15 protein-coding genes are annotated in these 17,476 nt (G+C 69.1%); 4 read left to right on the top strand and 11 right to left on the bottom strand.

Going from position 1 to position 17,476, the window contains the following annotated elements:
* Positions 1 to 320 precede the first annotated feature (320 nt).
* A complete protein-coding gene (locus tag ACFOMP_RS12180; protein ID WP_379030898.1) occupies positions 321 to 1,469 on the top strand; it encodes an MFS transporter in 1,149 nt (382 codons plus the stop codon).
* Between the two features lie 21 nt (positions 1,470 to 1,490).
* Here ACFOMP_RS12180 and ACFOMP_RS12175 read toward each other — a convergent pair whose 3' ends face one another.
* The 8 genes from ACFOMP_RS12175 to ACFOMP_RS12140 all read right to left on the bottom strand — a co-directional run bounded on the left by ACFOMP_RS12175 (position 1,491) and on the right by ACFOMP_RS12140 (position 10,169).
* Positions 1,491 to 2,222: a transcriptional regulator NanR gene (locus tag ACFOMP_RS12175; RefSeq protein ID WP_379030895.1), complete on the bottom strand. Its 732-nt coding sequence runs from the start codon at positions 2,220 to 2,222 to the stop codon at positions 1,491 to 1,493.
* 28 nt (positions 2,223 to 2,250) lie between these two features.
* Complete coding sequence (locus tag ACFOMP_RS12170) at positions 2,251 to 3,984, bottom strand: hypothetical protein (protein WP_379030892.1); 1,734 nt, start codon at positions 3,982 to 3,984, stop codon at positions 2,251 to 2,253.
* A complete protein-coding gene (locus ACFOMP_RS12165; protein WP_379030889.1) occupies positions 3,975 to 4,997 on the bottom strand; it encodes a Gfo/Idh/MocA family protein in 1,023 nt (340 codons plus the stop codon). The genes ACFOMP_RS12170 and ACFOMP_RS12165 overlap by 10 nt, the downstream gene beginning before the upstream one ends.
* Position 4,998: 1 nt before the next feature.
* The gene (locus ACFOMP_RS12160; protein WP_289896907.1) at positions 4,999 to 6,057 is read right to left on the bottom strand and encodes an ABC transporter permease; all 1,059 of its coding nucleotides are present in this window, start codon (positions 6,055 to 6,057) and stop codon (positions 4,999 to 5,001) included.
* Positions 6,054 to 7,592 carry a sugar ABC transporter ATP-binding protein gene (locus ACFOMP_RS12155; RefSeq protein ID WP_379030886.1) on the bottom strand — a complete coding sequence of 513 codons (1,539 nt, stop codon included), beginning with the start codon at positions 7,590 to 7,592 and terminating at the stop codon, positions 6,054 to 6,056. The genes ACFOMP_RS12160 and ACFOMP_RS12155 overlap by 4 nt, the downstream gene beginning before the upstream one ends.
* Entirely contained in the window at positions 7,589 to 8,230 is a 642-nt protein-coding gene (locus tag ACFOMP_RS12150; protein ID WP_379030884.1) for a DUF2291 family protein, read from the bottom strand. Before ACFOMP_RS12150 ends, ACFOMP_RS12155 begins: the two co-directional genes overlap by 4 nt.
* Positions 8,231 to 8,290: 60 nt before the next feature.
* Entirely contained in the window at positions 8,291 to 9,232 is a 942-nt protein-coding gene (locus tag ACFOMP_RS12145; RefSeq protein ID WP_379030881.1) for a D-ribose ABC transporter substrate-binding protein, read from the bottom strand.
* 106 nt (positions 9,233 to 9,338) lie between these two features.
* Positions 9,339 to 10,169 (bottom strand): phosphogluconate dehydrogenase C-terminal domain-containing protein, encoded by an 831-nt coding sequence (locus tag ACFOMP_RS12140; RefSeq protein ID WP_379030878.1) that lies wholly within the window; start codon positions 10,167 to 10,169, stop codon positions 9,339 to 9,341.
* Positions 10,170 to 10,255: 86 nt separating this feature from the next.
* Between ACFOMP_RS12140 and ACFOMP_RS12135 the strand changes: the two genes are divergently transcribed.
* Together ACFOMP_RS12135 and oiaX are read left to right on the top strand one after the other, a co-directional pair.
* Complete coding sequence (locus tag ACFOMP_RS12135) at positions 10,256 to 11,608, top strand: four-carbon acid sugar kinase family protein (RefSeq protein ID WP_379030875.1); 1,353 nt, start codon at positions 10,256 to 10,258, stop codon at positions 11,606 to 11,608.
* A 5-nt stretch (positions 11,609 to 11,613) separates the two neighbouring features.
* The gene (oiaX, locus tag ACFOMP_RS12130) at positions 11,614 to 12,867 is read left to right on the top strand and encodes a 3-oxo-isoapionate-4-phosphate decarboxylase OiaX (RefSeq protein WP_379030872.1); all 1,254 of its coding nucleotides are present in this window, start codon (positions 11,614 to 11,616) and stop codon (positions 12,865 to 12,867) included.
* A gap of 232 nt (positions 12,868 to 13,099) precedes the next feature.
* Here oiaX and ACFOMP_RS12125 read toward each other — a convergent pair whose 3' ends face one another.
* Positions 13,100 to 13,690, bottom strand: a complete 591-nt coding sequence (locus ACFOMP_RS12125) for a TetR/AcrR family transcriptional regulator (protein WP_289896914.1) — start codon at positions 13,688 to 13,690, stop codon at positions 13,100 to 13,102.
* 91 nt (positions 13,691 to 13,781) lie between these two features.
* Between ACFOMP_RS12125 and ACFOMP_RS12120 the strand changes: the two genes are divergently transcribed.
* A complete protein-coding gene (locus ACFOMP_RS12120; RefSeq protein ID WP_379030869.1) occupies positions 13,782 to 14,768 on the top strand; it encodes a 3-oxoacyl-[acyl-carrier-protein] synthase III C-terminal domain-containing protein in 987 nt (328 codons plus the stop codon).
* A 34-nt stretch (positions 14,769 to 14,802) separates the two neighbouring features.
* Here ACFOMP_RS12120 and hpbD read toward each other — a convergent pair whose 3' ends face one another.
* Both hpbD and ACFOMP_RS12110 read right to left on the bottom strand, forming a co-directional pair.
* Positions 14,803 to 15,912: a 4-hydroxyproline betaine 2-epimerase gene (gene hpbD / locus ACFOMP_RS12115; protein WP_379030866.1), complete on the bottom strand. Its 1,110-nt coding sequence runs from the start codon at positions 15,910 to 15,912 to the stop codon at positions 14,803 to 14,805.
* A gap of 276 nt (positions 15,913 to 16,188) precedes the next feature.
* A complete protein-coding gene (locus ACFOMP_RS12110) occupies positions 16,189 to 17,427 on the bottom strand; it encodes an aromatic ring-hydroxylating oxygenase subunit alpha (RefSeq protein WP_289896917.1) in 1,239 nt (412 codons plus the stop codon).
* Positions 17,428 to 17,476: the final 49 nt, after the last annotated feature.

Below are 17,476 nucleotides of genomic sequence, written 5' to 3'. Positions count from 1 at the left end.
TTTCTGCGTCGGACATCGTCATGCTCCAGAAAGGGGGCGCGCGGCCGCCCGCACCGCGCCCGGGGGTCATGCCCCTCCATAACCCGCAGAAACACCGGCGCGCTGTCCCCGTTGCGACACATCAGGACGCACATGGAAAGGTCAAAAAACAGCGGCCTTCACGAAGGGCTGGATGCGATCGGGGCGACGGGCTATGTCGGCCGGTGAAGCGGCGCGCGACCGCCGGCAGAATCAGCATGGCCGTTCGGGGCCGCTGCCGGGATCAGGGCATTTCTGCAGCGCCTTGCGCTTCAGGATGTCCAGGCCAAGGGGGGCGCTCATTGACCGAAACAGATTTCCCCCGGCGCGAGCGGATCACCCTGTCGGCGTGCTTTCTGGCCGGCGGCCTCGGCATCGGCGGCTGGGGCGCCAACCTGCCGGCGCTGGGGCGGCGGGCGGGGCTGGACGAAGGCGCGCTGGGGTTGGTTCTGCTGTCCTTTGCCGCCGGCGCCATCCTGGCGATGACCAACGCGCCGGCGGTGATCGCCCGCATCGGGGCCGAGCGGCTTTCGGTGATCGCGGCCGGGTTGTTCGGGCTGGGCATCGTCGGCATCGGCTGGGTGACGCAGATGGCCGCGGCGATGGTGCTGGCAAGCCTTGCCGGGCTGGTCTTCGGGGCGCTGGATGTGGCGATGAACAGCCAGGCATCCAGCCTTGAACGCCGCGCCAGGCGGCCGGTCATGTCCTCGTTTCACGCCATGTTCAGCGCCGGCACGCTGATCGGTGCGCTGGCCTATGCGGCGCTGGCGCAGGGCGGCGTCGGGAACGGCGCCATCCTGTCGCTGTCGGGCGGCGTGATCCTGGTGATCGCGGCGGCGATGTTTCCCCGCACCACCGCCGCCCCGGCCGGGCCGGCAGAAGCCGCCCCGAGCGCCAGAAGCCGGGCCAGGCCCGGCGCGGCGGCGCTGGCGCTTGGCGCGCTGGCCTTCGTGATCTTCCTGGCGGAGGGCGCGATCATGGACTGGGCGGCCGTCTATCTGGTGCGGGTGATCGGCACCTCGGAAAGCATCGGCGCGGCCGGATATGCGATCTTTGCGGGCATGATGCTGGTGGGCCGGCTGCTGGGGGACCGGGCCAACCGTGCCCTGGGGCCGCCGCGCTTGTTCCGGATCTCGGTGATCGCGGTGGCGGTTTCCATGGCGGCGTTCCTGCTGTCGGGCTCGGTCGATCTGGCCTTTGCGGCGCTTGCCTGCAGCGGGCTGGCGATGGCGAATGTCATCCCGCTGATCTTCTCGGCCGCCGGCGCGCTGGGGGCCCGGGACGGCGGGCGTTCGCTGTCCCGGGTGATCTCGATGGGCTATGCCGGGATCCTGCTGGGCCCGGCGCTGATCGGCTTCCTGGCCCAGGCGGTTTCCCTGACGGCGAGCCTTGCGCTGGTTCTGGCGGGTCTCGTGGCGGTGGCGCTCTTCGGCCGCGCGCTGGAGGGTTAGGGCCCCCCGGTCCCGGGCGGATCAATGCGCCGCATTCGCATGGCGGTAAAGCGGGTTCGAGCGGTCCAGATGCGCCTGCATCGCCGCCACCGCGCCGTCGGCATCGCGGGCGGCGATCAGGTCCACGATCTGGTCGTGTTCCTGCAGCGTGACCTTTTCCTTGCCCGACCAGTGCAGCAAGACGCCGTGATATTGCAGCAGCCAGCGCAGCATCGCCTGGCTGGTCGCGACCAGGATCGGATTCGCCGAGATCTGCGCGATCCGGCTGTGAAAGGCCATGTCGGCGGTCACGAAAGCCTCGGCATCGCCGATGCGGGCGCGCTGCTCGCCCACCAGTTCGCGCAGGTCGCGCACGTCCTGCGCGGTGGCGTTTTCCGCCGCCACCCGCACCAGCCCGCATTCGAACATGCGCCGCGCCTGCTTCAGATGCTCAAGCTGCTCGGGTTCCGAGGACAGCAGCATCCGCGCCACGTCGTCGACGCGCGCCAGCACGCTGCCGGCCGAAAGCTCGTTCACGCGGCTGCGTTCGCCATGACTGATGGTGATCAGGCCCATGGTGTGCATGTGCTGCAGCGCCTCGCGCACGGCGGGGCGGCCGACGCCGAAGCGCTCCATCAGGTCGCGTTCGGACGGCATGGGGGCGCCGGGGGGCAGTTCGCCGCCGGCGATCATCTCGCGCAGCCGGTCGAAGACCTGGTCGGACAGCTTGCGACGGGTGATCCGGTCGGGGCTGGCAAGCTGGTCGTGTTTCATGGTCCTGGCTCTTGGCTGCGGTCTTTCGTCAAGATTTAGGCGAAGGCGGGCGGCTTTGCCAGCCGAAGGGCTCGGGACCGTCCGGCGTCAGGCGGGCGGTCAGCGTGACGCCGTCGAAGGCCAGCTCGGCCCGGCCGTCCGCCAGCGTGGCGCCGCGCAGGGGCTGGCCCGCCTGCGCCGCCAGGGCCTGCACCACCGCCGCGACCGGGCGCAGCGCGCCATCCGCGCGCACCAGCCCGCGCGGGCCGTAAAGCGCGGCGGGCGTCCAGACCGTCACGCCCGCGGGCGCGATGCTGGCCGCCAGTCCCAGGGTCCAGGCGGCGGCGAAGGCGCCGTCCTGGCGGGGGTCGTCATCGGCCATGCAGACCCGGTCGCGGCCGGGATTCGGGATGGTGCGGCTGCCATAGGGGTTCTGCCGCATGGCAAGGGTGGACGGTCCCAGCCGATAGTCCCGGCCGCCGATGATGGCGCGGGCCGAGGCGAGGATATGCGGCACCGCCTCCAGCGTCTCGACCACCGACAGGTCGTCGGCGGCATGGACGATGGGGCAAAGGCCGTGGGTCACGAAATCCCAGGCATCGGCGGGCGGGCGCTTGCGGTTGAGCTCGGGGAAAAAGCTCGCCATGCCGCCGCCCAGGGTCGTGCCCGGAAAGGCGGCACGGGCGGCGGCATGGACGCTTTCCAGCGGCGGGCAGGGCGGCCAGTCCGATCCCGGCGGCGTCGATTGCCGGTCGACCGAGGGGCAGGTCATGATGGAGGCGGGGCGGAACCCGGAGGCTGCCAGATCGGCGGCATAGCCGGCAAATTCCGCCGCCAGGTCGCCATCGGGCGGGCAGGCGGCGATCAGTTCCAGGTCATAGGCCAGATCGGGCAGGGCGGCCTGCAGCGCCGCGAAGCCGCGCAGTTCGGACAACCCGTGGCCTGCGGCGATGTCCAGATGGCAGAGCAGGCGCTGGGGGCCGATGCGGCGCAGCGCCTCGGGGCGGGCCGCGGCGCGGCGCGCGTCGGCGGCGGTCAGGACAAGCGCGGTTTGCGGGAACCGCGCCCCCGTCACCTCGGCCCGGATCGGCGGCGCGGCATCGGCGGCGGCGGGGGTCCAGGAAATCCGTACCGCCTGCCGCAGCGTCGCGCCGTCGCGGATCGCATAGGGCCAGGGCAGGGCCAGCGGGCGGTTGTAGGTCTTGAAGGACGCATCGCCCCATTGGCGCTGGTCCTCCATCTCGAAGACGTCGCCCTCGAACCGGCAGTCGATGCGCAATCCGCCCGCCTGATGGGTCAGCGAGGCGATGTCCGTGAAGGGTTGCCAGGGCGCGATCAGCGCGGGAAAGCGCGTCTTCTCGGTGCTGCCGTCGGAATGGCCGACCCGGACCGGGGCGCCGGCCACGCCCTGGATGGGATGCAGCACGGTGAAGCCCGCGCGGTTGGTTTCCACGGTGCCGTGGGCCGTCGCCACCACCTCGGCGGTCAGGCTGTCCGGTGTCAGGCTCAGCGCGATCCGCGCAACGAGGCTGCCGCCGCCCATGTCATAGCGGGCGGCATAGCTGACACGCCCGCCGGCCATGGCCAGTTCGGTGATCGCAGGCGCGACCGTGCCCCAGTCGCGGTCGCGGACCAGGAAGGACAGGCCGCGAATGGCCTCGACCCCGCCGACGCGCAGGTGGCGCAACCGCCCGGCCTCCAGCGTCACCGCGGCGTCGCCCGCGCGCAGCACCTCGCCCCGGTGCGGCGGCTTGTCGGTGCCGTAGAGCAGGGTCAGGTCCATTGCGGCGCCCGCATGTCGATGCGCGAGCGGTCCGCCGCCGACCGATAGGCGGCTTCCACCAAGGCCAGCGTCTTCAGGTTGTCATGCCCCGAGGTTTCCGGCTGCACCCCCGCCCGCAGGCAATCGACGAAATGCTGCTGGATGATCTGCACGCTTTCCTGGATGTTGTGCCAGGGCCGTTCCGCCCAAGGCAGGACCGGGGGCGCCACATCGCGGACCTCCTCGGCCTTCGTCTGGATCAGCAGCCGATAGCCGGCATCCAGCCGCAGCGTGCCCGTGTCGCCGTCGATCTCCAGCAGCGTTTCCGGGAAGGTCTCGGGCATCCGCCGGGTGGCATAGGAGCAATCGACGACGCTGGTCGCGCCGCTCTCATGCTCCAGCAGCATGGTCGCCACGTCCTCGCCGCGGATGGCCGGGTTCATCCGCCGCGTGGTGGCCGAAAGCGTCGCCACGTCGCCGAACAGGGCGCGGGCCACGTCCAGGATATGGATGCCCAGATCCTGGATGATGAAGCGCGGATCGGTCGCCAGATAGGGCTGGCCCGAGAACACGTCATAGCCCGACCGGAAGCTGACGCGGCCGAAGAACGGCGTGCCGATGGCGCCGGCCCGCACGGCGCCGATGGCGGCGCGGACGGCCGATTGCCAGCGGAAATTCTCGTGCACCATCAGGATCTTTCCCGCCGCATCGACGGCGGCGACCATGGCGCGGGCATCCGTCATCGTCTCGGCGAAAGGCTTCTGGCAGATGACATGCAGCCCCGCCCGGGCGGCCAGGTCCACCAGGGGCCGGTGCGCGGCGACGGTGGTGGCGATATCCACGAAATCCAGCGCTTCCGCCGCCAGCATCGCGGCGGCATCGGCATAGGGGCGGGCGCCGAAGCGGGCCGTGGTCTGCTCGCGCCGGGCGGGGTCGCGGTCGCAGACGGCCACGATCCGGACGCCCTCGATCCCGGCCCAGCCATGCATCTGGTTCTGCGCGAAGAACCCGCAGCCGATCAAGGCACCCTTCATGTCACTTCCCCGCCTCGGCCTGCAGCGCCACCCGCGCCTGCAGCTTCTGTTGTGCCTGATCGACCACGACGGCGGCGATGATGACAAGCCCCTTGATGACCGTCTGCCAGAAGGACGACACCCCCATCATCACCAGCCCGTCCGACAGGACGCCGATCACGAAGGCGCCGACGATGGTGCCGCCGATCCGCCCGCGCCCGCCCGACATCGAGGTGCCGCCCAGCACCGCCGCGGCGATGGCGTTCAGCTCGAAGGCCTGGCCGGTGGCGGGATGCGAGGCGACCAGTTGCGACGAGATGATCAGGCCGACGATCGCTGCGCAAAGCCCGCTGAACATGTAGACGAAGAACTTGATGCGGTTGACCCTGACCCCCGACAGCGCCGCGCCGCGCTCGTTGCCGCCGACCGCATAGACATAGCGGCCCAAGGGCGTGCGCCGCGCGATATAGGCGGCGATCACCGCCACCGCGATCAGCATCCAGATCGAGACCGGCAGCCCCAGGACCGTCCCCGCGCCGATCAGCCGGAAGCTGTCCGAGCCGTATTCGGCATTGCCGTTCAGGTTCGGAAAGGTCCGCCCGTCGGAAAACAGCATCGCCGCGCCCCGGCAGACATAAAGCGTGCCCAGCGTGGCGATGAAGGGCGCCACGTTCAGCCTGGTGATCAGGAAGGCGTTCACCGCGCCGATCAGCACGCCGACCGCCATCACGATCAGGCAGATCTCGATGGTGTTGAACTGGATCGACCAGCCAAGGCCGGGGTCGATGCCGTAAAGCACCAGCCAGCCCGCGACCATGCCGCACAGCCCGACGATGGAGCCGACCGACAGGTCGATCCCGCCCGAGATGATGACGAAGGTCATGCCAATCGCCAGGAAGGCGTTCAGCGCGACATGCTTCGACATGATGACCATGTTCGCGGTGGACAGGAAGTTCGGCGCGGCAAAGGCGAAGAAGGCGAAGACCAGGATCAGGGCGATGAAGGTCCGGGCCTTCAGCAGCAGAAGCAGCAGGCTGGCGGACCCCGCTTGCGGCGCGGTGTCGGTGGCGGCATGGGTCATGCGGCATGCTCCTTGGATGGGGTGGGCGCGTGGCCCTTGGCCGAGGCGGCGATGACAAGGGTTTCGGTGGCGTCCTTGCGGTCGAATTCGCCGGTGACGCGGCCGTTCGACATGACCACGATGCGGTCGGACAGCGCCATCAGCTCCTCGATGTCCGAGGTGACGAAGACGATGCCCAGCCCCTCGGCCGCCAGCTTGCGCATGGTGCGGAAGACCTCGGCCTTGGCGCCGATGTCGATGCCGCGCGACGGCTCGTCCATCAGCAGCACCTTGGGTTTGGTCATCAGCGCCTTGCCGATCACCACCTTCTGCTGGTTGCCGCCCGACAGGCTGGAGACCGGGTTTTCCATCGAGGCGATCTTGACCGTCAGGCGACGCACGAAATCGCGCACCGTGCCGCGTTCGGCGGCCAGGTCCATGTGGAAGCCGGTGGTGAATTCGCCCAGCGACGACAGCGTCATGTTCTCGCGGATCGACAGGATCTGCACCAACCCGTCGTTCTTGCGATCCTCGGGGATCAGGGCGATGCCCGACCGGATGCGGCCGGCGACGGTTTTCGCCTTCAGCGGCTTGCCGTCCACGCAGATGCGCCCGCCGGCATGGGGGTGGCGGCCGATCACGCATTCCAGGAACTCGCTGCGGCCGGCGCCCATCAGGCCATAGACGCCCAGGATCTCGCCGGCGCGCAGGCTCATGCTGACATGGTCCACCGCCATGCCGCCGCCGGGGCGGGGCAGGGTCACCTCCTCGGCCCGGAAGATCTCGGGCCCATAGGGGTGGTCGATGTCCTTGGCGAAATCCCTGGACGCCTCGCCGATCATGGCGCGGACGATCCAGTCCACATCGACGCCCTGCATCGACCGCGCCCCGGTGATCGTGCCGTCGCGCAACACGGTGATGTAGTCGCCGATGCGGATCAGCTCCTCCAGCCGGTGCGAGATATAGACGATGCCGACGCCCTGCTTCTTCAGGTCGGCAATGACGCGGAACAGGATCTCGACCTCGGCGGCGGAAAGCGCCGAGGTCGGCTCGTCCAGGATCAGGATGCGGGCATCCTGGGCCAGGCTTTTCGCGATCTCGATGATCTGCTGCTGGCCGACGCGCAGGTCGCCGACCATCGCGTCGGGGTCGATGTCATGTTCCAGCCGCCGCATCAGGGCGCGCGTGGCCTGGCGCTGCGCGGCCCTGTCGATGTCGATGCGGCCGCGGGTGATCTCGCGGTTGATGAAGATGTTTTCCGCGACCGTCATGTTCGGGAACAGGTTCAGTTCCTGGAACACGATGCCGATGCCGTGGCGGCGGGCATCGTCGGTATCGCTGAAATGCACGGGCTTTCCGTCCATCAGGATCCGGCCCTCGGTCAATTGCTCGACCCCGGCGATGACCTTCATCATCGTGGACTTGCCGGCACCGTTTTCGCCCACCAGCACGTTGACGGCGCCCATGCGCAGGTCGAAATCGACGCCCTTCAGCGCCCGGGTGCCGGGATAGACCTTGGTGCCGCCGCGGATCTGCAGGCCGATGCCATGCGTCATGGCGCGGCTTCCAGGACGGTCGGCACCACCAGCAGGGGGTCCGAGGCGCTGCGCAGGGTGGTCGCGCCCTCGAAGCGGAAGCTCTGGCCGGTCAGGTCGCCCTCGGGCAGTTGGATCGCCTGATGGGCGCGGTCGTTCAACGCGCGGGCGAGCTTCGCGAATTCGATCTGGTCGCGGTAGTCGGTGAAGACGATGAAGTCCGCGGCATCGCGCAGCGCGGTGCCCTTGACGACCGGGCCAAGCTGGATGGTCACGTCGGCCTGCCCGTCGCCGGTCGTGTCCAGCGCCATGGTGGCGGCGCGGGACTGGCGATCGGCCCCGACCACGGTGCCCTGGCCCTTGACCAGGAAGTTCCAGGGACTGCCCTCGGCCTGCGGGCGGATGCCATGCGCCCGGCCCGCGGCGTCGAGCCCGCCTTGCAGGGCGGCAGTCAGCACGGGCAGGTCGATGGCCTTCCGGGCGACATGGGGGACCAGTTGCGCGGCATAGATCTCGCCTGCCTTGGCGGCCATGCGCGCGTCGTCGGTCTGGGCCGCGGCGCCTTGGCTGCCGGGTTCGGGATTGGGGACGATCTTGCAGGCGCCAAGCGCCGTCATGGCCAGAGACAGGCCAAGGATCGCGGTCATCGCGCGCATCATGCGGGACTCCGGGTCTATCGGGAATGCGGCCCGGCGGCCATGCGCCGGGCCGGTGGTGGATCACTCGGCCAGGGCGAAGGTTTCCAGCTTGTCGGCATTCTCGGCGCTGATCAGGATGCAGTCCATCAGCTGCTTTTCATCCACCCCGGTCGAGCCGGTTTTCAGATACTGGTCGGCCTGTTCCACCGCCAGCTGCGCCTGGCGATAGGCCGGCTGCAGCACGGTTGCCTTGATGCCCCCCGCCTTGATGGAATCGCGCACGTCGTTCGAGCCGTCGAACCCGACCACGATCACGTCGGTCCGCCCCGCCGCCTCCAGCGCCGCCCAGGCCCCCATGGCCATGGTATCGTTGCCCGAGATCACGCCCTTGATGTCGGGATTGGCCTGCAGCATCGTCTCCATCACCGTATAGGCTTCGGTCTGCGACCAGTTGGCGGTCTGCTGGGCGACCATCGCCATGTCGGGATACTGGTCGATGATGTCGTGATAGCCCGAGGAGCGGATGCCTGCGTTGGTGTCCGCCTCGCGGCCCAGAAGCTCGGCATATTTGCCTGTCTCGCCCATCAGCCGGACGAATTCCTCGGCCCCCAGCTGCGCGCCCTGATAGTTGTTCGACACGATCTGGCTGACGGCGATGCCGGATTCCTTGATCTCGCGGTCGATCAGGAAGGACGGGATGCCCGCATCCTTGGCGGCCTGCACGGCGGCGACGGTGGCGTCGGCCCCGGCATTGTCCAGGATGATGGCTTTCGCGCCCTGGGCGATGGCGGTGTTGAACAGTTCCAGCTGCTTGTTCGGGTCGTCGTCATGGACCATCACCACCGTCTCGTAGCCAAGCGCCTTGGCCTTGGCTTCGGCGCCCACCGCCTCGGCCTTGAAGAAGGGGTTGTCGTGGCTGGGGGTGATGATCGCGATCAGCCCCTCGGCCGCGGCAAAGGACGGCACGGCCACGGTCATGGCAAGGCCAAAGGCCGAGATCATCAGCCGGCGGGTCAGTTTCATGTTTTCCTCCCTTGGGTCAGCCGGACGGATGCCGGTTCCTCTCTGACCGTTTCAAGCTGCTGGCGAATCATTATCTTGTCAACAGGTATGATAAGATAATGATCCCTTAGGTAATCCGCTCGATGCTGGCGGCGACCTCGTCCCATTCCAGCACCTTCTTCCAGTCGTCGCGCATCAGCATGGGCTTGCCGAATTCGATCGCCTTGTTGCAGGCGTCCGAGAACTGGCCCTGGCGTTCCTCGAAGACCACCGCGCCCAGGATGTTCATGTGGCCCAGCAGGAAGTCGCGGGCGCATTCCTTGCTGACGCCGCTGCGCGCCACGACCTCGTCCATCGCCTCGCGCATGACCATCAGCAGCGAGGCGCAGACGGTTTCCGACAGGCCCGGTTCCAGCATGGCCATCTGTTTGACGGTGACTTCATAGCTGCGGGCGACGGGGGCATAGATGGCGCGGGCGATGCGGTCGCCCAGCTCGTAATGCGCGCGCGGGCCCTGCATCAGCGCGTTGACCACGCCCTGCTTGGCGGCGACGCCGCCGAAATGGTCGGCCCGGCCTTCCGGCGTGTCCTCGTCATTGAAGATCGGTGGGTGGCAGGGATGGCTGACGAAATAGGTCACGTCGGCGCGTTCCGGCAGGTGGCCCGCGAAAGGCGCGGCGGCGTCCAGCACCACGATCATCGTGCCCGGCGCCACCTGCGGCACCACCGCCGCCGCGACCTTGCGGATCACCGTGTCGGGCACCGCCAGGATCACCACCTCGGCGCCCAAGAGCGCGGCGGCGGAATCCACGCAGTCAAGGCCCAGTTCCGCCTTCAGCCGGGCGCGGCCCTCTGCGCTGACCTCGACATGGGCCACGTCGAAATCGGTCCTGGCAAGGTTCGTGGACAGGCGCACGCCCATCTTTCCACCTGCCCCGAACAAGGCAACTTTCGTCATTCCGGTTTCCCCTCTTGCAGGAATCATCCTTGCCAAACTGGTATGATGAGATAATAACAAAGAAAGGCTGTCAAGGGGAGGATTCGATGACCGAGGCGCCGTGGGTGACATGGCTGGGCGACGACTTCACCGGATCGGCGGCGGTGATGGAGGTGCTGGAATTCGCCGGCCTGCCCGCGGTCCTGTTCACCGGCATCCCGTCGCCCGGCCTGGCCGCGCGCTTTGCGGATTGCCGGGGCGTGGGCATCGCCACCACCGCGCGCAGCCACGACCCGGCCTGGATGGCGCAGAGCCTGCCGGCGCCGCTTCGCTGGCTTGACGGGCTGAAGGCGCCGATCCTGCATTACAAGATCTGCTCGACCTTCGATTCCTCGGCCTTGTCGGGGTCGATCGGTGCGGCGATCGAGATCGGCTTGCGCATCCGCCCGGCCAGGGCGGTGCCGCTGCTGACCGCGGCCCCGCAGATGCGCCGCTATCAGGCCTTCGGGCATCTGTTCGCGGGCACGCTGGACGGCGTGTTCCGGCTGGACCGCCATCCGGTCATGTCCCGCCATCCGGTGACGCCGATGGCCGAATCCGACCTGCTGCGGCATCTGGCGGCGCAGACCGGGCTGCGCTCGGCGCTGATCGACCTGGAGGGCCTGGCCGATCCGCAGGCCGTGGAAACCGCCCTGGCCTCGGGCGCCCGCATCCTGTCCCTCGACAGCATGGGGCCGGTCAGCGAAACCGCCGCCGGGCGGCTGATCTGGGAAAACCGCGCCGCTCTGGGTTTCGTCGCCGGCAGCCAGGGCGTCGAATATGCGCTGGTCCGGCATTGGCAGGCCAGCGGCGCCATCCCGCGCGTGCGGGCCCCCGAAGCCCTGCCGCCTGCCGACCGGATCGTGGCGGTGTCGGGCTCGGTCTCGCCCATCACGGCGCGGCAACTGGGCTGGGCGGGGCGGAACGGATTCGCGCTGCTGCCCTTCGACGCCCGGGCCGTGACCGGCGGCGATGCCGACCGGACGGCCGAGGAAACGCGCCTGACCCAGGCCGCCATCGCCGCCGCGCAGGCCGGCCAAAGCCCGCTGGTCCATTCCGCATCCGGCGAAGGCCCGCAGGTCGACGCCTTTCGCGATGCGCTTTCGCGCAGCGGCATGGACCCGGCCGCCGCCAACCGCCGCATCGGCGAATCGCTGGGCCGCATCCTGGACGCGACGCTGCGCGCCACCGGCATCCGCCGCGCGGTGATCTCGGGCGGCGATACTTCGGGGCACGGGATGCGGCAGCTTGGCCTGTCGGCGCTTGTCGCCCGCGCGCCGACCATTCCCGGCGCGGCGCTGTGCCAGGCCTTCGGCGACGGCCCGCATGACGGGTTGGAGATCGCCCTGAAGGGCGGGCAGATGGGGTCCGAGGATTATTTCGGCTGGATCCGCGCCGGCGGCGGCGACAGGAGAGAGTGAGAGCCATGACCGACCCTATCCGCGTCACCTATCGCATCGAGACGCCGGGCAGCATCGAGGCGATGGCCGCCAGGATCGCCGCCGACCAGTCCACCGGCACCTTCACCGAGCTGCCGGGCGAGACCGAGGCGCTGAAAGCCCGCCATGCCGCCCGCGTCGAGCGGATCGTGCCGCTGCCCGACGCGGACCGCCCCGGCTTCCCGTCCGAGGCGCCCGGCCCGTTCCACCGCGCCGATGTGACGATCGCCTGGCCGCTGGACGCCGTCGGCACCGATATCGCCGCGCTGATGACCATCGCCGTGGGCGGGGTCTATGCCGCGCGCGGGCTGACCGGCGTGCGGGTGATGGATTTCGACCTGCCGCCCGCCTTTGCCTGCCATCCCGGCCCGCAATTCGGCATCGCCGGGTCGCGCCGGCTGATGGGCGTGGCCGAGGGGCCGATGATCGCCTCGATCATCAAGCCTTCGCTGGGCCTCTCGCCCGAGGATACCGCCCGGGTCGTCCGGACCCTGTGCGAGGCGGGCGTCGATTTCATCAAGGACGATGAAAAGCTGATGTCGCCCGGCTATTCGCCGCTGGCCGCCCGCGTCGAGGCGATCATGCCGGAGATCGAACGCCATGCCGACAGGACCGGCAAAAGGGTGATGTATGCCTTTGGCATCTCCTCGGCCGATCCGGACCAGATGATGCGCAACCACGACCATGTGGCGGCGTGGGGTGGCAATGCGGCGGTGGTCAATATCAACTCTGTCGGCCATGGTGGCATGGCCTTCCTGCGCAAGCGCTCGCAACTGTGCCTGCACGCGCATCGGAACGGCTGGGACATCCTGACCCGCCACCCGGCCCTGGGGATGGAATTCCGCGCCTATCAGAAGATCTGGCGCCTGCTGGGCGTCGATCAGTTCCAGATCAACGGGATAGGCGCCAAATACTGGGAACCGGACGACAGTTTCGTGCGGTCCTTCGGCGACGTGATGACGCCGATCTTCTCCGAGGCCGACCGGCCGCTGCCGGTGGTCTGTTCCGGGCAATGGGGCGGGCAGGCGGTCGAAACCTATCGGCGCACCGGGCGCACGCTGGACCTGATGTATCTGGGCGGCGGCGGCATCCACGGCCATCCGAACGGCCCGGCGGCCGGCGTGCGGGCGATCCGGCGCGCCTGGGCGGCGGCGGCGGCGGGCGAGTCGCTGCAGGACGCCGCCCGCGACCATCCCGACCTGGCGGCGTCGCTGGCGAAATGGTCCGGGCAAGAGCTGTAGGCCAGAAGGACGGCGGGCTTTCGTCGCCGCTGGCGCGTCGCTGCCCGGCTTGGAGCCGTTGCAGGCGCGGGAAGCCGCGCGGGATTTTCACCGCCGCCGCCGCCGCCGCCCGGCCCGCTTCGGCCGGGTTGGGCTGACGCGGGACCGCCGGCCAAAGGCCGGCCTGCCGGACCGCCAATGCCCGTCCGCAGCGGGCCGAGCCCGGGATTGCCGGTGCCGCGGCCCCGGGGCGTCACTCGGCCCCGGCGCGGATGGCGGCGATCATGCGCTCGACCGCCGCATGCGCCAGGACCATGGGCTTTTGCCGGGTGATCAGGTCCAGCCGGTCGATGGCCGCCAGCGCCACGATGCCATGCACCGAAAGCAGCAGTTGTTCGGCCAGCAGGCGCGGGTCGCCCTTGGGCCGCAGCGCCGCCACCGGCTGGGTGATGCGGCCGATCAGCCCGTCGATCTGCGCCAGATACCAGTCGGGAAAACTGTTCGACAGGCGCGGCCCCTCGAACAGCGCGCGCCAGACCGCGCGGCGATCCAGCATGAAGGTCACATAGACCTCGGCCAGCGCCAGCAGCCGCGCGCGCGGATCGGTCTCGTGCACCGCATCCACGGCAATGGCCAGATCGACCAGCGCCTGCCGGTTCACCTCCTGCAGCACGGCGCTCATGCTGTCGAACAGGTTGTAGATGGTGCCGGGGGTGGTCTTGACCGCGCTTGCCAGGGCGCGGGCGGTCAGCGCCGTCGGCCCGCCCTCCTCCAGAAGCAGCTTGGCCGCTTCGATCGTGCGGCTGCGCAGGGCGTCGTGATCGTATTGCCTGGGTCTGGCCATGATGTTCCTGAACTGTGTTCAAAAATAGACTTGACAGAAATCGGCGCGGTTGTCAACGTTAGTGAACATTGTTCATTAATGGTGCCCGAAGATGCCTCAGATCAACCTCACGATTACCGGGACCGGCAGTTACCTGCCCGCGACGGTCCTGCTTTCGACCGATATCGACGACCGCATGGGCTGGGAGCGGGGCGAATGCGAAGCCCGTTGCGGCATCGCCGCCCGCCATGTCGCCATGCCGGACGAGACGACTGCGTTCATGGGCGCCGAGGCGGCGCGGCGGGCGATGGAGATGGCGGGCTGCAAGCCGGCGGATCTGGACATGATCCTGGGCGCCTGCGGGGTGTCGGGCCAGCCGGGGCCCCCGGCCGCGGCGCTGGTGCAGGAACGGCTGGGGCTGGCCGGGTCCGGCATTCCGGCCTTCGACGTGAATGCCACCTGCCTGGGCTTCCTGCAGGCGCTGGACCTTGCGGCGACGCATGTCCAATGCGGCCGGGTGCGGCGGGTTCTGGTGTTTTCCTCGGACACGGCCTCGGTCGGGCTGGACTGGAACCGGCCCGAGGCGGCGGCGATCTACGGCGACGGCGCCGCGGCGGTGGTGGTCGAGGCGGGGGGACGGGGCGCGGTGCTGGCGCATGATTTCCAGACCTATGCCCATGGCCATGAAACCGGCATGCGGGCGGCCGGAGACGCGCGGAACGATCCGATCCGCGGCATCGCGCCGGGCGAGGGCCGTTTCCACATGGAAGGATGCAAGGCCTTCAAGCTCGCCTCGCGCTACCTGCCGCGCTTTCTGCAAAGGCTGCTAAAAAAGGCCGATGTCGGGCTGAACGGCATCGGCTGCGTCATTCCGCATCAGGCCAGCGCGCAGGCCCTGCAGCACGCGACCCGCAACCTGTGGCTGCCGCCCGAGCGGGTGGTGGACATCTTTTCTCGTGCCGGCAACCAGCTTGCCGCCTCGATCCCCACGGCGCTGGATCATGCGGTGCGCACCCGGCGGCTGGTGCGCGGGGACACCGCGCTGCTGATGGGGACTTCCGCCGGGATCTCGCTTGGCGGCACGCTGGTGCGGTTCTGATGCGGGGCTGCAGCGTCTTTCTGAAGCGAACCCGCTAGGAATACGAGGCCACGGCCGGGCCGATGCGGCTTTCGTCGGGGACGATGCCAAGGCCCGGGCCCTTGGGCAGGTCGATATGGCCGCCCGTGATGCGGATGCCGTTCTCCTCGTCGTAATTCTGCGCGATATAGGGCTGGGCCACCCAGACGCCCTCGTTCAGCCGCGGCTGGATGGTGGCGCCGATATGGGTGCAGGCGGCGGCGATGATGTCGCCGCCCCAGGCATCGTCGCAGGTATGGGGCAGGGCGCGCGCCTCGCAGATGTCGCGGAACGTCGCCATGGCCGGCAAGCCGCCGATGCGGGTCAGCTTCATGCCGAACCCCTCGCAAAGCCCCTGGCCGGCGGCGCGGATCACCGTGGACAGGTCCTCGCCGTTCTCGTCCAGATAGATGCCGTGTTGCACCCGGCCCCGGATGGCGGCGATCTCCTCCAGCGTGTTGCAGGGCTGTTCCAGCACGAAGGGGATCTCGGGACATTCGCGGCTGAGCCGCAGCACATCGCGGGTGGGCAGGCTGCGGTTGCCGTCCACCGCCAGCCGGGTGCCGGTGCCGCGGATGCGCTCCCAGACCTTGCGCACGGTTTCGATGTCGCGTTCGACCGGGCGGCCGCCGATCTTGATCTGCAGGCGCGGAAAGCCCTCGGCCACCTTCTCGGCGGCGATGCGGGCGATCTCGTCCGGCTCGCCGATGCCGGTGGCGTAATAGGAGGGCACGCGCTCGGCCGCGACGCCGCCCAGCAGCTCGGCGACGCGGATGCCGTAATGCTTGCCCATCAGGTCATGGGCGGCGATGTCGACGGCCGCCTTGGCGTAGTTGTGGCCGCAAAGCAGCCCGTCCATCCGGCGGCGCAGCAGCAGCGGTTGCAGCGGGTTCGCGCCGATCAGGCCCGGCGCCATCTCGGCCAGCGCGGCGCGGGCGCCGGCCGCGTGGCTGGGCGCATAGGTCGGGCCGACCGGGCAGGTCTCGCCCCAGCCGACCAGACCGTTATCGGCGACGATCTTGACCAGCGTGCTCGACAGCGACCAGACCGTCGAGCTGGCGATGGTATAGGGACCGTCTTTGACCGACAGGTCTTGGGCGTGGATGTGGATTTCGGCGATCTTCATGGGCTGTCCCTGTCTTGTGATTGGCGATCGGCGTGACCGTCAGCGCGGTCGGCCGCGACGGCGAGGACGAGATCGCAGAGGTGCGATGCGCCGTCCCGCCGGGCCGGGGCAGCTCCAGCGTCAGGATCTGCCCCGGCTCATGGCTGAACAGCGCGCCGGACCGGCTGCGGAAGCAGAAGGTCGTCACATCCGGCGCCTCCGGCAGGCACGAGGCGCATTCCAGCGCCTCGGCATCGGTCCGGAAGGCCAGCCGGGGCCTGGCAGGCGGGTTCGTCGTCACTCGGCCGCCATGCGGGCGGGGGCGGTGGCGCGCTCCATCCATGCGGCATACCAGTCGATGAACTGGATCACGCCGCTTTCCCAGTCCGGCGAATAGGGGCCGGGCACATAGGCGGGCGAGAAGATGCCTTCCTGGTTGGTCTCGACGATCTCGCGATCCTCGTCATTGGTGGCGATCCAGACCTCGGTCAGCCGCTTCAGGTCGTAATCCACGCCCTCGACCGCATCCTTGTGCACCAGCCAGGTGGTCGTCACCTCGGTCTCGGTCGGGCTGATCGGGGTGACGCGGAAGGTCAGCGCATGGTCGGGCAGGAAATGGTTCCAGGTCGAGGGATAATGGAACACCAGCAGCGAGCCGGCATCGGGCTTGGCGACGCGACCCAGGGGCCGCGCCACCGCCGCCTTGCCGTCCATCGTATAGCTGACCGCGGTTTCCTGCAGCGGCATCCGCGCCAGCCGGAACTGGCCATCGCCGCCCAGCCGGAACTGCGCCGGGGCGCCGGCCGCCGCGCAGGCGTCGAAATGCGCCTGCAGCCGGGCCGAGATCGAGCCGTCGGCCGACACGCCCGCCACCTCGGGGTCCAGCGGGAACGAGCGGCACAGCGCCGGGTGGTTGCCGCTGCAATGATAGCATTCGCGGTTGTTTTCCCAGACCAGCTTCCAATTGCCCTTCTCGATGATCGAGGAGGTATGGGCGACCTTGGCGTCGCTCAGGTCATGGACCGCCAGATAGGGCTCGGCCTGGCGGGCGAAATCCTCGAAATCCGGCGGGTTGTCGGCCAGGCAGACATAGATCAACCCGTTGAGATTGCGCAGCGCCACGCCGCGCAGCCCGTGCTGCGTCGGGTCGAAATCCGGGCCCATGCTGTTGGCCCAGATCAGCTTGCCGTCCAGGTCGTAGGTCCATTGGTGATAGGGACAGACCAGCTTGGCCACCTGGCCCTCGCGCGCCTTGCAGACGATCGAGCCGCGATGCCGGCAGGAATTGTGAAAGGCGCGGATCTCGCCGTCGCGGCCCTTGACGATGACGATGTTGTAGGCGCCGACCCGCAGCGTCGCATAGCTGCCGGCCTTCGCCAGCTGGCAGGCCGGGATGGCATAGAGCCATTCCCGGTAAAAGATCTGCTCCAGGTCTTGCTGGTAGATCTCGGGCGCGGTGTAGAAGGGCTGCTCCAGCGCCTGTCCGGGGACGCGGCGCGCAAGCAGGTCATGCAGATTCGGGTGGGTGGCGGACATGCGGGCTTCCATGCGATGGGGTGAATCCTGTCTGCGACAATCGGCAGCA

Origin of the sequence: Paracoccus simplex (genome assembly GCF_042648325.1) — a bacterium.
Classification (GTDB): Bacteria; Pseudomonadota; Alphaproteobacteria; order Rhodobacterales; family Rhodobacteraceae; genus Paracoccus; species Paracoccus simplex.
The sequence above is the reverse complement of the archived record's forward strand: the minus strand, read 5'-3'. Positions and strand labels throughout refer to the sequence as shown.